The sequence below is a fragment of the Demequina sp. NBRC 110057 genome (genome assembly GCF_002090175.1).
In the GTDB taxonomy this organism is placed as follows: Bacteria; Actinomycetota; Actinomycetes; order Actinomycetales; family Demequinaceae; genus Demequina.
The window spans coordinates 664,407-677,842 of the sequence record NZ_BBRN01000003.1 but is presented as its reverse complement, the minus strand read 5'-3'; the positions used below and the strand labels follow the sequence as shown (position 1 = coordinate 677,842).

The window sequence follows — 13,436 nt, the reverse complement described above, 5'->3', positions numbered from 1 at the left end:
CCCGCGCCGGCCGCTCGTGACTACCGGAAGACGATGGTGCGGTGGCCGTCCAGCAGCACGCGGTGCTCGGCGTGCCACCTGACCGCCCGGGCGAGCGCGCGGCGCTCCACGTCGGCGCCGACCGCGGTGAGGGACTCGGGCGTGTGGGTGTGGTCCACGCGCTCGACCTCCTGCTCGATGATGGGCCCCTCGTCGAGGTCGCTCGTCACGTAGTGGGCGGTCGCGCCGATGAGCTTCACGCCGCGGTCGTGAGCCTGGAAGTAGGGGCGCGCACCCTTGAACGACGGCAGGAACGAGTGGTGGATGTTGATCGCCCTGCCGCGCAGCGCCTCCGACAGCTCGGGGGACAGGATCTGCATGTAGCGCGCGAGGACCACGAGCTCCACGTCAAGGTCGTCCACCAGCGCCAGCAGCTGGCGCTCCGCGTCGGCCTTGGTCTCGGCGGTCACGGGCACGTGGTGGAACGGCTTGCCGTAGAACGAGGCAAGCGGCTCGAGCGTCGCGTGATTGCCCGCGACGGCGACGATGTCGATGGGGAGGGTGCGCGCGCGCTCGCGGAAGAGCAGGTCGTTGGCGCAGTGGGCGGACTTCGAGACCAGCACCAGCGTGCGCATGGCGCGTCCGGCGATATCGAGGTTCCACTCCATGCGGAAGCGCTCGGCAAGCGGCGTGACGGCCGCCTCGATCTGGTCGCGTCCGGCGGGGCTGGTGACCTCCACGCGCATGAAGAACAGCCCGGTGTCGGGGTCCCCGAACTGCTGCGACTCAGTGATGTTGCCGTCGAGCGCGGCGAGGGCTCCGGAGACGGCGTGGACGATGCCGGGGCCGTCGGGGCAGGACAGGCTGAGCACGTAGCGCGAGGCGTCGGACATGGCGGTCAGTGTATCGACGCCGCGCCCGTCGCTCGTCAGGACGATGGCGGCGGCGCCTTCAGCTGGGCGGAGGTGAGGATCGCCAGGGTGTGGCCAGCGATGACGACCGGGGCGGCGACCAGCAGGACCACCACGGCGACGGCGACGCCGTCGAACCCCGCGACGAGCCCGACGGTCGCGAGGACGAGCATCACGAGGGTCTGCTCCACGGAGTGATAGGCCCGGTGGATGGGGACCAGGTTGGCGGCGCGGCGCGCCCGCGCGACCCATCCCACGGTGGGTACCTTGATGCCGGTCTCTTCCTTGGCAAGCGGCAGCCCGCCCTGGACCCGCGCGAGCCGCGAGCCGTCGTTGAGGGACTTGTTCCACAGCACGAGCATGCCCAGCAGCACGCCGGCGAAGGCCCAGCGCCAGTCCAGCGGGTCCGTTTCGAGCGCGATCCTGAGCCCCGCGGCCATGGGGATCAGCGATTCGGTGGTGGTGTGGGCGATGCGGTCGAGGAAGATGCCGCGCGGCCCCATCTTCCTTGTCCACCTGGCGACCTCGCCGTCGGACGCATCGAGCAGCATCTGACCCATGGCGAGGACGGCGGCGAGTAGCGGGCCCCACCAGCCGGGGATGAGGAGCGCCGCCGCGGCGGCCCAGCCGCACGCGATCATCGCGACCGTGACGGCGTTGGCGCTGATCCCCGCCGTAACGAACGCGCGCGTGAGGTAGGGAGAGATGGAGCGGGTGAATACGTCACCCGTCCAGTGCTCGGAGTTCTTGCGGCCGCGAATCTCCGGGGGCTGGCACACCTCGCGGATCTCGTCGATGCCGGGACGCTGCGGGCGCGGCTCAGGGGTGGGCATGCCCGGATTCTCTCACCCGCACGGCCTCGTCCCTCTCGGCGGCGATGCGCGCGCACGTCGTGATGAAGGCCGCGAGCGACTCCTCGCCGCTCATGCCGCCCAGGTAGTGCGCCGCGAGGCGGTCGAGCAGCGGCCGATGCGCGGGGTCCCCCACCGTCGCCGTCACCAACGCGGCGGCCTCGTCGGCCGCGTCCGCGGCGAGGCGCGGCACGGACGAGTGCAACAGCGATCCGGTGGTGGGGAGGGCCCGAGGGTCGGTGGGCTCGGCGACGATCAGGGGCCGGCGCTGCGACAGCCAGTCGGTGCTCATGGCAGACACGTCGGTGATGAGCACGTCGGCCTCGCGCATGGCCGCCCCCGCATCGGGGGTGAGGTCCACAGTGCCGCCGCCGGCCTCGATCGCGGCGCGAATCCGCGCATCGGCCTCGCGGAAGCGCGCGTCCGACTTGCCCAGCCGCGGGTGCGGCCGGTACCGCACCTGCCAGCCCCCCGCGAGGAGCGAGGCGACGATGGCCTCGCCGTGGCTCACCACGGACGAGTAGGCGTTCGCCGCCTGCGAGCCCTCCCACGTGGGGGCGTACATGACGGTGGTGCCGGAGCGGTGCGAGCCCTCCGGCAGCTGCGGGCGGCCGATGACGCGCAGCCGGGCGTCGGCGTCGAAGAACAGCATCGACGCGCGGTAGCGGTCGATCGCCGCCTGGCCGGCGACGAGGGTGACGTCGAACCCCTTGACCTGGTTGGACACCGAGACGGCCTTGTCCGAGTCGCCGTGGGCGAGGAACACGTGCGCCACCTCGATGGACCGCAGGGCGACAGCGTTGGTGTGCGCGTGCCCCACGTACAGCACGACCCGCACCTCGCCGTCGCGCAGGAGCGCGTCGACGGTGCGGGTGCGCGCGGCGACGACCACGTCGAGGCCGGTCTCCTCGCGCACCGCGCGCGCGGTGCGGCTGTCCTGTGTGACGACGGTGACGCCCATCTCGGCGTCGAGCGCGTCGAGTGCGCCGTACCACTGGCGCAGTTGATAGAGGTTTTCAGGCGGGTCGGGGAAGAACACCGCGACGCGCGAGGCGAGCACGCGACCCGCGAGGGAGTCGTCCTCGCCGAGTCCGTCGGCGACGCCGCCGGGAAGCAGCCCCAGGCGGCGGATGACGACGCCACCCACGCGCCTCACGGCGCTCAGCACGCGCCGTCCCGGTGCCGGTTCGCGCCCGCGGCGCCAATGCTCGTGGCCATCGGGCCAGCGTAGTCGCTGGCCCCCGTGGCCCACCCGGGCGGCGGCCGAGCGCGTCGCGTGGGCGCGGGCGTGCGGGATCGTGCCAGGATGGCCCCATGGCTGAGACCGAGAACGCGCGCATCGATGTCGTCGGCACTGACCACGCGGGGGAACTCCTCACCGTGAGACGTGCCGCCTTCGTGACCGAGGCGCAGCTCTACGGCGACCCGAGCATCCCCGCGCTGACGCAGACCCTCGAGGAGCTCATCGTCGACCTCGAGTCCGACGAGGTCATCACCCTGGGCGCGTGGGAGGGCCACCGCCTCATCGGCTCGATCCGCGTGGGCCTCGAGGACGACAAGGCGACCATCGGGCGCCTGGCCGTCGTGCCCGACAAGCAGGGCCACGGCGTCGGCACGCAGCTCCTGTTTGCCGTCCTCGGCTACCTCCCCGAGTCCACCCGCGAGGTGTGGGTGTTTACCGGCCAGAACTCGAAGCACAACATCGCGATGTACAACAAGGCCGGCTACGAGCACCAGTTCGACCAGGTCAACGGCGACCTCACCTACGCATACCTGCGCAAGGTGCTCGAGTCGGGAGCGATCGTGGACGACGACGCCGATCTGGACGCGGTCCACGGCGACCGCTAGCCCCCTCGCCACCTGAGCGATTGCTCAGAATCGGCGAGCGCACAATGAGGGGATGGTGCAGACCGCTCATTCCGCGCGCCCCGACGCCGACGTTGATGCGACGGCGAAGGCCGCGCCCGCCGCGCGCCCCGAGCGCGACCGTTCGATCGACAGTGCTGTGGGACTGCTCATCGTGCTTGTCGTGTGGGGACACGCGATCGCCCCGCTGTCGGGGCCCGTGGCGGAGACGATCGAGCAGTGGCTCTACATGTTCCACATGCCCGCGTTCGTCTTCCTGTCGGGCTACCTGACGCGCAAGTCGGCCCACTGGTCGCCGGGCAAGATCGCGACTCGCCTGCTGTTCCCCTACGCGGTGTTCCAGGTGCTGCACGCGGTGGTGCTCTCCCTCACGCTCGGTGAGGTCAGCGCTCCCCACCTGCTGGTGCCCGCGTGGACCACCTGGTACCTGCTGTCGCTGCTCGCATGGCGCCTCGCCGCGCCCTGGGTCGCACGCCTGCGGTATGCGGTTCCCGTGACGTTCGCCGCGGCGCTCGGTGCCGGCACCATCGCCGTCATCGGCCCCGACTTCTCGCTCGCGAGGACACTGGGCTTCCTGCCGTTCTTCGCGCTCGGACTGGTGTGGCGCGACGACTGGTTCGCCCGCCTGCGCGTCCTCCCCGTGAGGATGGCCGCCTTCGCCGCCTTCACGGGCGCCCTGGTCTTCGCCTTCATTACTCAGGACGGCGTGAGCCGCCGCATCTTCTTCCTCCACGAGGACTACGCGGACCTCGATTACACGGACGTCGACGGCATCCTTGTGCGCGCGGGAGTGCTCCTCGCGGGCTTCGTCCTGACCCTCGCCTTCGTGTCGCTCACGGGATGGTCGCGCCGATGGCTCGCACAGGCGGGGGCGGCATCACTCGTCATCTACCTGGTGCACCCGCTGTTCCTGTACCCCGGCCGCGAACACGGCTACACGACCGCGCTGAGCGAGGGAACCTGGCTCCTGCTGCTGACCCTGGCGGTGCCGCTTTTCGCCTTCCTGGTGTCGCGTCCCGCGGTCATCGCGGCGACGCGCCCGCTCATGGATCTTGCCTGGTGGCGCGAGCGCCGGACGGCCGCCCACCACGCCGCGCCGCGGCACTGACGAGGCACCGGGGGAGGGCGCAGCGCCACGTGACCCAGGCTCCCGGCTTGGGTAGACTGGCGCGCGTCGCGACTGGCGCAGTGGGTCACCACGAGGGAGCGGCACGCATTCACCGACTGTTGGTCGTACGCCTGGGCCAAGGTCACCGGACCACCGGCGGCCCCGTGCCGCCAGACACGTAAGGGAATGACATGACGACGGACTCCAGCGCCACCCACGAGGTCATGAACGCCTCGCTTCAGGACTTCGACCCCGAGATCGCCCAGGTCCTCGACCGTGAGCTCGGCCGCCAGCGCACCTACCTCGAGATGATCGCCTCCGAGAACTTCGTGCCCCGCGCCGTGCTCCAGGCGCAGGGCTCGGTCCTCACCAACAAGTACGCCGAGGGCTACCCCGGCCGCCGCTACTACGGCGGCTGCGAGGAGGTCGACGTCGCGGAGACCATCGCGATCGAGCGCGCCAAGAGCCTCTTCGGCGCCGAGTACGCCAACGTTCAGCCGCACTCGGGCGCGACCGCCAACGCTGCCGTCCTGCACGCGCTGATCTCCGCCGGCCAGAAGATCATGGGCCTGTCGCTCGCGCACGGCGGGCACCTCACCCACGGCATGAAGCTCAACTTCTCGGGCAAGCTCTACGAGGTCGCCGCCTATGGCCTCGACGAGAAGACCCACCGCATCGAGATGGACCAGGTGCGCGAGCAGGCGCTTGCCGAGCGCCCCGACGTCATCATCGCCGGCTGGTCCGCCTACCCGCGCCACCTCGACTTCGAGGCATTCCGCTCGATCGCCGACGAGGTGGGCGCCAAGCTGTGGACCGACATGGCGCACTTCGCCGGCCTCGTCGCGGCCGGCCTGCACCCGAGCCCCGTGCCGCACTCGGACGTGGTCTCGACCACCATCCACAAGACCATCGGCGGCCCCCGCTCCGGCATGATCCTGTCGCGCGACACCGAGCTCGCCAAGAAGCTCAACTCGGCGGTGTTCCCCGGACAGCAGGGCGGCCCGCTCATGCACGTCATCGCCGCCAAGGCCGTGGCGCTGAAGGCAGCCGCGCAGGACGAGTTCAAGGAGCGCCAGGCGCGCGTGCTCGAGGGCGCGCGCATCATCGCCGACCGCCTCACGGCCGCCGACGCGACCGAGGCCGGCGTCAACGTCGTCACCGGCGGCACCGACGTGCACCTGGTGCTCGCCGACCTGCGTCACTCCGAGCTGACCGGCCAGGACGCCGAGGACCTGCTCCACGAGGTCGGCATCACGGTCAACCGCAACGCGGTGCCCTTCGACCCCCGTCCCCCGATGGTCACGTCCGGCCTGCGCATCGGCACCCCCGCACTCGCCTCCCGCGGCTTCGGCGCCGAGGAGTTCACCGAGGTCGCCGAGGTCATCGCCCAGGCGCTGATTGGCGGAAAGGCGGCCGATGTCGAGGGCCTGCGGGCGCGCGTCAAGCGCCTCGCGGACGACTTCCCGCTGTACGAGGGCCTGGCGCAGTAATGGCGCCGCAGAAGCTCGACGGCACCGCCACCGCCGCAGCCATCAAGGCCGAGCTCGCCGAGAGGGTCGCCGCGCTCGCCGAGCGCGGCGTCACCCCCGGCCTCGGCACGCTGCTGGTCGGCGAGGACCCGGGGTCCACCTGGTACGTGGCGGGCAAGCACCGCGACTGCGCCGAGGTGGGCATCGCCTCGATCCGCGAGGACCTTCCCGAGTCGGCGACGCAGGAGGACATCGAGGCCGCGGTGACGCGCCTCAACGAGGACCCCGCCTGCACCGGCTTCATCGTGCAGCTGCCGCTGCCGCAGGGCATCGACACGCACCGCGTGCTCGAGCTCATCGACCCCGACAAGGACGCCGACGGCCTCCACCCGACCAACCTTGGCCGGCTGGTGCTGCGCATCGCCGAGCCCGTCGAGTCGAGCCTGCCGTGCACGCCCAAGGGCATCATCGAGCTCATCGAGCGCCACGGCGTCGACCTCGCCGGCAAGCACGTGGTCGTGGTGGGCCGCGGCACGACAGTGGGCCGCAGCATCGGCCTGCTGCTCACCCGCAAGGACGTCAACGCGACCGTCACCCTGTGCCACACCGGCACCGCGGACCTGGCGTCGCACACCCGCGAGGCCGACGTCATCGTCGCCGCCGCGGGCGTCCCCGGCATCATCTCCGGGGACATGGTCAAGGACGGCGCCGTGCTGGTCGACGTGGGAGTGTCCCGCGTCACCGACCCGGACACCGGCAAGTCGAAGGTCGCTGGCGACATCGCGTCCGATGCCGTGGAGCGCTCGTCCTGGTACTCGCCCAACCCTGGGGGAGTAGGCCCGATGACCAGGGCGATGCTGCTGGCGAACGTCGTCGAGGCAAGCGAGAGGAAGGCGGGGATTCGCTGATGCGGATCGTGTCGGTCAACGTCAACGGGGTGCGCGCCGCCCTGCGCAAGGGCATGCTCGAGTGGCTCGACGAGGTCGGGGCCGATGTGGTGTGCCTGCAGGAGGTGCGCGCGCCTCAGGACCTGGTCGCCGCCCAGCTGGGCGAGACCTGGCATGTGGCCGACCACATCAGCGAGCAGAAGGGGCGCAACGGCGTCGCCATCCTGTCCCGCACCGACCTCAGTGACGTGCACGTGGGCGCCGAGGCGCTCGGCGACAGCGCGACCGCGGCGACCCACACGGGCCGCTGGGTCGAGGCCACCGTCGAGTCCGCCTCGGGCCCCGTGCGCATCGTCAGCGTCTACGTCCACTCGGGAAACGTCGAGAAGCCCGAGTCGATGGCCGACAAGTATGCCTTCCTTGAGCTCATGACGGCGCGGCTCGAGCAGCTCGCCGCCGCCCACGAGCGCGTCGTGGTGATGGGCGACATCAACATCGCCCACACCAACAACGACATCAAGAATTGGAAGGGCAACCTCAAGTCGGCGGGCTTCCTTCCCGAGGAGCGCGCCTACGTTGACCGCTGGATCGACGCCGGCTGGGTGGACGTGCACCGCGTCCACGCGGGCGACCGGCCCGGGCCGTACACGTGGTGGTCGCAGCGCGGCAAGGCGTTCGACAACGACTCGGGCTGGCGCATCGACTATCAGCTGACCTCTCCCGCGCTCGCCGCGGCGGTCACCGACGTCCGCGTGGATCGCGCCCCGTCGTACGACACGCGATGGTCGGACCACGCCCCCCTGGTGGTCGACTACTCGCTGTAGCCTCGCGCCGCGCGCGCCGGGGTCACACCAGGACGAAGGCCGGGCGCGGGTCGCCCGCGGCCAACAGGTCTTCCTGAATGCGCGCCGCGGTGCGCTCGGCCTCGGCCCGGCGCACGAGCGCGAGCACGGAGCCGCCGCGGCCCGCCCCGAACATGCGCGCGCCGAGCGCGCCGGAGCGGTAGGCGGCGTCGACAGCGCGGTTGAGGGCCGGCGTCGACACGTCGAAGTCGAGCTCGAGTGACGCGTGCGAGCGGTACAGCAGCCTGCCGATCTCGGTGAAGCGTTCGTGCGCGGGCCCGAGCCCTGACAGCGCCTGGCCGATGCCGCGGACGCGTCCGATTTCGGTGATGAGGTGGCGCGCGCGCCGCCTCAGGACGGGGTCGGCGAGGGCTGCCACCCTCGCCAGCGCGTCGTCCTGCTCGGCAAGCTGGCCCACCCACCGCACGCCGAGAGCGCGCGCTGCCGCCCGGCATTCGGCCTGACGGGCGAGGAACAGCGGGTCGGCGATGGGGTAGACGTCGGCGGTCTTCACGACCAGGAGGCCCAGCCCGTACTCCCGGAAGGGCAGCGGGAAGCGCGTGGCGGGAGGCGGCTGGCGGGAGAAGTCGAGCGAGATGGCCTCACCGTCGCGGCACCTCAGCGCCGTGTGCTGGTCGGTGCCGCCGAAGGGGGAGCCGATGAAACGCTGCTCCGCCTCGAAACACACCTCGGCCAGCTCGAGCCTTCCCTCCTGGGTGTCGGACAGCGCGAGGCCCCAGAGCCCATCGGCCGCCTGCACCGTCGCCGCCTCGAGCGCCGCCCAGCCGGCGAGCCCGCCGCCGGGAGGGAGGCAGCTGGTGGCGGCGATGTCGAGGCCGGGGCCGTCGTAGCCGCGTTCGCGCAGCGTCCACAGGATCGCGGCGATGTAGGTAGGCCAGCCCGGCGCGGCGCCCGGCTCGAGGTCGGACAGGTCCGCCTCCCACACGCCATCGGGACCCACCAGCTGGGCTGCCTGGCCCTCGACGGCTCGCACCAGGAAGTCCCTGCGCGGGCGCGCGGCGACGTACAGCCGATGCGGGGTGGCGGTGGCGAGCGTGGCGCCGCCGTTGTAGTCGGCGTGCTCGCCGATGATCATGACGCGCCCCGGCGCCGACCAGACGCCGGCGGGTTCGCCCCCGAACGTGGCGGAGAAGAGCTCGCGCACCTGGTGCTCGCCGTGGCCGCGGGTCCACGGCTCGGCCCACTCGAGCGCGGGGGTCTCGGCGGTCGGCATGGCCCCAGTATCGGGCACCGTCACCCCCGGAGCGCAACCCCCTACGATGGGCGAAGCACGCCGCAGCCCAACCCGAGGAGCCCATCATGGCCGAGCAGCCCGTGGAGCCCGCGCCCGTCGCGACCCCGTCCGCCCTGGAGCACGTGAGGCGCACGCCCATGGCGCCGTTCACCGCCGCGCTGGCGGTGGGCATCCTGCTGGGCCTGCTGCTGTCGTTCCTGGTGCCGGACGATCCCGGCGCCCTCGCGCTGGTGGTGCTCGGCGCCGCCGTGGCCGCCGCCGTGGGCTACACCGCGCGCCTGCTGAGCAGCGACGCCTCGTGGTGGACGCTGGGCGCCGCGGGGATCGCCGCGGCGGTCGGGGTGCACCTCATGGCCGTGACCGGCACCGTGGGTGGAGGCAATGCCGTCCTCGAGATGCTGGGCGGCGAGGCGCCGGGCTTCAACGACGCGCTGCTGACCGCCCTTGCGACGCCGCCGCTGAGCGCCGGCACGCTGCTGGCCGGGGTAGTGGCCGCGATCATTGCCGGGTGGGGACGACAGCGGGCCTGAGCCCCGGCATCGGCCACCGAGGGTGGCCGCCCCCCGTCAGCGCTTGACGGGGGTGACGCCGAGCGAGCGACCCGCGAGGCCGCGCTGGCGGCCCGCGAGGGACCGCGCGACGGCCGTGATGGCCTGCGCCGCGCTCGACTCGGGGTCGGAGATCACCACGGGAGTCCCGGCGTCGCCGGCCTCGCGTGCGGTGATGTCGAGAGGCACCTGGCCGAGCACGGGAACGTTGGTGCCCAGCGTCTTGGTGAGGCGGTCGGCCACCACCTGGCCGCCGCCCTCGCCGAACACGTGAAGGCGCGAGCCGTCTGGCTGCTCGAGCCACGCCATGTTCTCCACGACTCCCACGACGTTCTGCGAGGTCTGGGTGGCGATCGAGCCGGCGCGCTCCGCGACGCCCGCGGCAGCCGACTGGGGGGTCGTGACGACCACCAGCTCGGCGTGGGGAAGCAGCTGCGCGACCGAGATCGCGATGTCGCCGGTGCCGGGCGGCAGGTCGAGCAGGAGCACGTCGAGGTCGCCCCAGTAGACGTCGGCGAGGAACTGCTCGATGGCGCGGTGGAGCATGGGGCCGCGCCACACGACGGGCTGGCCCGCCGGCACGAACATGCCGATGGAGACGGCCTTCACCTCGTGGGCGATGGGCGGCAGCAGCATGTCGTCAAGGCGCGTGGGCTGGCCCGTGACGCCGAGCATGCCGGGGATCGAGAAGCCGAAGATGTCGGCGTCGAGGACGCCCACCTTGAGGCCGTCCTTCGCCATGGCCGCCGCGAGGTTCGCGGTGACGGTCGACTTGCCGACGCCGCCCTTGCCGGAGGCGATGGCGTAGACGCGGGTCATGTTGCCCGGCTGGGTGAACTGGATGACGGGCTCGGGCTTGCCGCCGCGCAGCTTGGAGCGCAGGTTGAGGCGCTGCTCCTCGTCCATCACGCCCAGCTCGATGCGCACCTCGGTGACGCCGGCCACCTTCGCGGCGGCGTCGGTGACGTCCCCGGTGATGCGCTCCTTCATTGGACACCCCTGCGTGGTGAGGTCGATGCCGATGGTGGCGAGACCGGCGTCGTCGACGTCAACCGAGCGGACCATGCCGATCTCGGTGATGGGACGGCGGATTTCGGGGTCGATGACCTTGCTAAGGGCGTCGCGGACGAGCTCGACGGTAGGCATGGCATCCATCGTAGGCGGTGAGTCGGGGGCATCCCGACGGGTCGTTTGTCCCGTTCGTGGGGGTCTGGCCTGTGGTGTGTGCCACACGGGGGTCCCTATCCATTGCCGTCGGAGGTGCGCGGTGGGACTCTGGCGCGCATCGGTGCTGGTGAGGGGGAGGTGGCCCGATGACTGACCGCGATGAGGCGCGCCCGGGGGGATCGCCTGGCGACGCGACGTTTCGGCCGGAGGAGTGGGGCCGGGGACGGGCCGCGCCGACATGGATGCGCGCGCTGCCCCCGCCGCCGTTGTCGCCCGATGCGGAGCCGGTGCCGCCGCGCCCCGTGCGCGGGAGGTGGCTCGCGTCGATCGCCGCGGGCCTGGGCTTCGGTGTGATGGGTGCCGTCATGTATGCGGCCCTCGCGATCCTCGTGGGCCAGGAGGTGCAGGCGTCGGCCGTGGTCGTGGGGGTGCTGGTGGGGTCGGGGCTGCGGCTGGGCGGGCGTCCGGCCGGCTGGGCCACGGGCCTTGTCGCCGCGGTCATCGCGGTGGCGGCGCTGGTGGTCGGCGCGGTCATCGGCGCTGCCTGCGTCGACGCCATCGCGATTCCGGCGCCCCTCGGCCAGACGCTCGGCGACGCGGCTGGGGACCCGCTCGCGAGCGCGGGGGACTACCTGACGGGGGCGCCGCTGACCGCAGGGATCGCGGTCGCGCTCGCGGCGTGCGGGGCGCTGCTCGCGACCCTGACGTTCAGGCCGCCCGAGAGGTAGGGGTCAGTCGCGGCGGCGGTGACGCTCGTCGCGGCGTTCCGCGTCGTCCTCCCGCTGCAGCTCCTCGAGGAGCGCGCGCAGTTCGGAGCGCACGAAGTCACGGGTGGCCGTCTCGTTGATGGCCTGACGCAGCGACGCGACCTCGCGGGCCAGGTACTCGGTGTCTGCGAGCGAGCGCTCGGCGCGCTGGCGGTCCTGCTCGGCGGCCACGCGGTCGCGGTCGTCCTGCCGGTTCTGCGCCAACAGGATGAGGGGGGCGGCGTACGAGGCCTGGAGCGACAGCATGAGGGTCAGCGCTGTGTAGCCGTTCGACGCCGAGTCGAAGCGCACCGACTCGGGCGCCCACGTGTTCCACACGAGCCATACGATGCAGAAGACCGTGAGGTAGATGAGGAACCGGGTGGTGCCGAGGAAGCGGGCGATGCCCTCGGTGGCGGCGCCCATGCGGTCGGGGTCGGAGCGTCGGGACTTGCGCGGCAGGAAGCCCAGTCGGCGCTGCTCCTCCTTGGGGCGGTCGAGGCGATCGCTCATGAGGCGGCCTCCTCGTCGTCATCGTCGATGTGTTCGCGCCAGTCGCTGGGCAGGAGGTGGTCGAGGACGTCGTCGATCGACACTGCGCCCAGCAGGCGGTGCGCGGGGTCCACCACTGGCATCGCGAGGATGTCGTAGGCGGCCATGCGTCGCGACACCTCCTGGAGCGAATCGCCTGCCTCGAGGGGCTCGATCGCCGCGTCCGTGTAGCTGCCCACGGGCTCGTGGGGGGCCTCGCGCAGCAGTCGCTGGATGTGGACGAGGCCGATGTAGCGGCCGGTCGGCGTCTCCGTGGGGGGACGCACCACGAACACCATGGACGCGAGCGCGGGCGGCAACTTCTCCTTGCGCACCATGGCGAGGCACGTCGCCACGGACGTCTCGGGGCTGACGATGACGGGCTCGGTCGTCATCAGGCCGCCCGCCGTGTCGTCCTCATAGTGGAGCAGCTGGCGCACCTGGTCGGCGTCGTCCGGCTCCATCAGCTCGAGCAGCGCCTGCGCCTGGTCGTCGGGAAGGTCGCCAAGGAGGTCGGCCGCGTCGTCGGGGTCCATCGCCTCGAGAACGTCGGCGGCGCGGTCCGAACGCAGCGTGCCGAGCAGCTCGATCTGGTCCTCCTCCGGCAGCTCCTCGAGCACGTCGGCGAGGCGCTCGTCGTCGAGGGCCGCGGCGATCTCGGCCGAGCGCGAGGGAGACATCTCCATGAGGGCCGCCGCGAGGTCTGCCGGCTTGTGGTCGGCGAAGGACTGAATGACCAGCTGGGCGCCCTGAAGCTCGTCGCGCTTCCACACCCCGGTGACCTCATCGAGGCCCACCACGACTGCCTCGCCGCGCCGTGAGAAGCCGAGCACGCCCTTGCGTCGCTCGGCCTTGCGCACGTACAGCTTTCTGACCTCCCACGTGCCGTCCCGCGCGGGCTCGATGGCGAGGTCCTCGATGAAGGCGGGCACCCGGCCGTTCTTGATGTTGACCGAGCGCTCGAGCAGCTCGGCGATCGCGAGCGTCTCCGACGTGCGGGCCTTGAAGCGTCGCAGGTTGAGCACGCCGGTGCAGATCACCTGGCCGGGGGCGATAGACGTCACGCGGGTGAGCGGCAGGAACACGCGGCGGCGCCCGGGGACCTCGACCACGAGGCCCACCGCGACGGGGGCGTTGCCGCGGCGCATGAGCAGCACGACATCGCGCACGCGGCCCACCGCGTCGCCCAGCGGGTCGAAGACGGTGGTGCCCGCGAGGCGCGCGACGTACACCCTCTCCGCTGCCTGGCTCATGGGCTCAGCCTAGCCCCGGACCT

Annotated in this window: 14 protein-coding genes and 1 riboswitch; of the genes, 7 read left to right on the top strand and 7 right to left on the bottom strand. The window is 71.9% G+C overall.

Annotated features, from left to right (window positions below; translation table 11 throughout):
- Nucleotides 1–20 precede the first annotated feature (20 nt).
- The 3 genes from purU to B7K26_RS03035 are packed head-to-tail and all read right to left on the bottom strand — an operon-like array spanning nt 21 to nt 2,909.
- Nucleotides 21–872 (bottom strand): formyltetrahydrofolate deformylase, encoded by an 852-nt coding sequence (purU, locus tag B7K26_RS03045; RefSeq protein WP_084077185.1) that lies wholly within the window; start codon nt 870–872, stop codon nt 21–23.
- Nucleotides 873–907: 35 nt separating this feature from the next.
- The gene (locus tag B7K26_RS03040; RefSeq protein ID WP_084077184.1) at nt 908–1,723 is read right to left on the bottom strand and encodes a CDP-alcohol phosphatidyltransferase family protein; all 816 of its coding nucleotides are present in this window, start codon (nt 1,721–1,723) and stop codon (nt 908–910) included.
- Nucleotides 1,710–2,909 (bottom strand): CDP-glycerol glycerophosphotransferase family protein, encoded by a 1,200-nt coding sequence (locus B7K26_RS03035; protein ID WP_084077183.1) that lies wholly within the window; start codon nt 2,907–2,909, stop codon nt 1,710–1,712. Before B7K26_RS03035 ends, B7K26_RS03040 begins: the two co-directional genes overlap by 14 nt.
- A 146-nt stretch (nt 2,910–3,055) precedes the next feature.
- Here B7K26_RS03035 and B7K26_RS03030 point away from each other — a divergent pair, with 146 nt between their 5' ends.
- The 5 genes from B7K26_RS03030 (at nt 3,056) to B7K26_RS03010 (ending at nt 7,895) form a co-directional block, all read left to right on the top strand.
- Complete coding sequence (locus B7K26_RS03030) at nt 3,056–3,589, top strand: GNAT family N-acetyltransferase (RefSeq protein WP_084077182.1); 534 nt, start codon at nt 3,056–3,058, stop codon at nt 3,587–3,589.
- A gap of 52 nt (nt 3,590–3,641) precedes the next feature.
- On the top strand, nt 3,642–4,715 hold the full coding sequence (locus tag B7K26_RS03025) for an acyltransferase family protein (RefSeq protein ID WP_084077181.1): 1,074 nt from the start codon (nt 3,642–3,644) through the stop codon (nt 4,713–4,715).
- A 58-nt stretch (nt 4,716–4,773) separates the two neighbouring features.
- A riboswitch (ZMP/ZTP riboswitch) is annotated at nt 4,774–4,859 on the top strand.
- A gap of 47 nt (nt 4,860–4,906) precedes the next feature.
- Nucleotides 4,907–6,205 (top strand): serine hydroxymethyltransferase, encoded by a 1,299-nt coding sequence (glyA, locus tag B7K26_RS03020; protein ID WP_084077180.1) that lies wholly within the window; start codon nt 4,907–4,909, stop codon nt 6,203–6,205.
- Entirely contained in the window at nt 6,205–7,092 is an 888-nt protein-coding gene (locus B7K26_RS03015) for a bifunctional methylenetetrahydrofolate dehydrogenase/methenyltetrahydrofolate cyclohydrolase (protein WP_084077179.1), read from the top strand. Before glyA ends, B7K26_RS03015 begins: the two co-directional genes overlap by 1 nt.
- The gene (locus B7K26_RS03010; protein WP_084077178.1) at nt 7,092–7,895 is read left to right on the top strand and encodes an exodeoxyribonuclease III; all 804 of its coding nucleotides are present in this window, start codon (nt 7,092–7,094) and stop codon (nt 7,893–7,895) included. Before B7K26_RS03015 ends, B7K26_RS03010 begins: the two co-directional genes overlap by 1 nt.
- Before the next feature lie 22 nt (nt 7,896–7,917).
- Here B7K26_RS03010 and B7K26_RS03005 read toward each other — a convergent pair whose 3' ends face one another.
- On the bottom strand, nt 7,918–9,147 hold the full coding sequence (locus B7K26_RS03005; protein WP_084077177.1) for a galactokinase family protein: 1,230 nt from the start codon (nt 9,145–9,147) through the stop codon (nt 7,918–7,920).
- Nucleotides 9,148–9,233: 86 nt separating this feature from the next.
- On the opposite strand from B7K26_RS03005, the gene B7K26_RS03000 reads away from it, so the two are divergent.
- On the top strand, nt 9,234–9,698 hold the full coding sequence (locus tag B7K26_RS03000) for a hypothetical protein (protein ID WP_084077176.1): 465 nt from the start codon (nt 9,234–9,236) through the stop codon (nt 9,696–9,698).
- Nucleotides 9,699–9,734: 36 nt separating this feature from the next.
- On the opposite strand, the gene B7K26_RS02995 is transcribed toward B7K26_RS03000, so the two are convergent.
- The gene (locus B7K26_RS02995; RefSeq protein ID WP_084077175.1) at nt 9,735–10,862 is read right to left on the bottom strand and encodes an Mrp/NBP35 family ATP-binding protein; all 1,128 of its coding nucleotides are present in this window, start codon (nt 10,860–10,862) and stop codon (nt 9,735–9,737) included.
- Between the two features lie 167 nt (nt 10,863–11,029).
- Between B7K26_RS02995 and B7K26_RS12925 the strand changes: the two genes are divergently transcribed.
- Complete coding sequence (locus B7K26_RS12925) at nt 11,030–11,611, top strand: hypothetical protein (RefSeq protein WP_159449592.1); 582 nt, start codon at nt 11,030–11,032, stop codon at nt 11,609–11,611.
- A 3-nt stretch (nt 11,612–11,614) separates the two neighbouring features.
- Here B7K26_RS12925 and B7K26_RS02985 read toward each other — a convergent pair whose 3' ends face one another.
- Both B7K26_RS02985 and B7K26_RS02980 read right to left on the bottom strand, forming a co-directional pair.
- Entirely contained in the window at nt 11,615–12,142 is a 528-nt protein-coding gene (locus B7K26_RS02985) for a DUF1003 domain-containing protein (RefSeq protein WP_084077173.1), read from the bottom strand.
- On the bottom strand, nt 12,139–13,413 hold the full coding sequence (locus tag B7K26_RS02980; protein ID WP_084077172.1) for a magnesium transporter MgtE N-terminal domain-containing protein: 1,275 nt from the start codon (nt 13,411–13,413) through the stop codon (nt 12,139–12,141). Before B7K26_RS02980 ends, B7K26_RS02985 begins: the two co-directional genes overlap by 4 nt.
- Nucleotides 13,414–13,436: the final 23 nt, after the last annotated feature.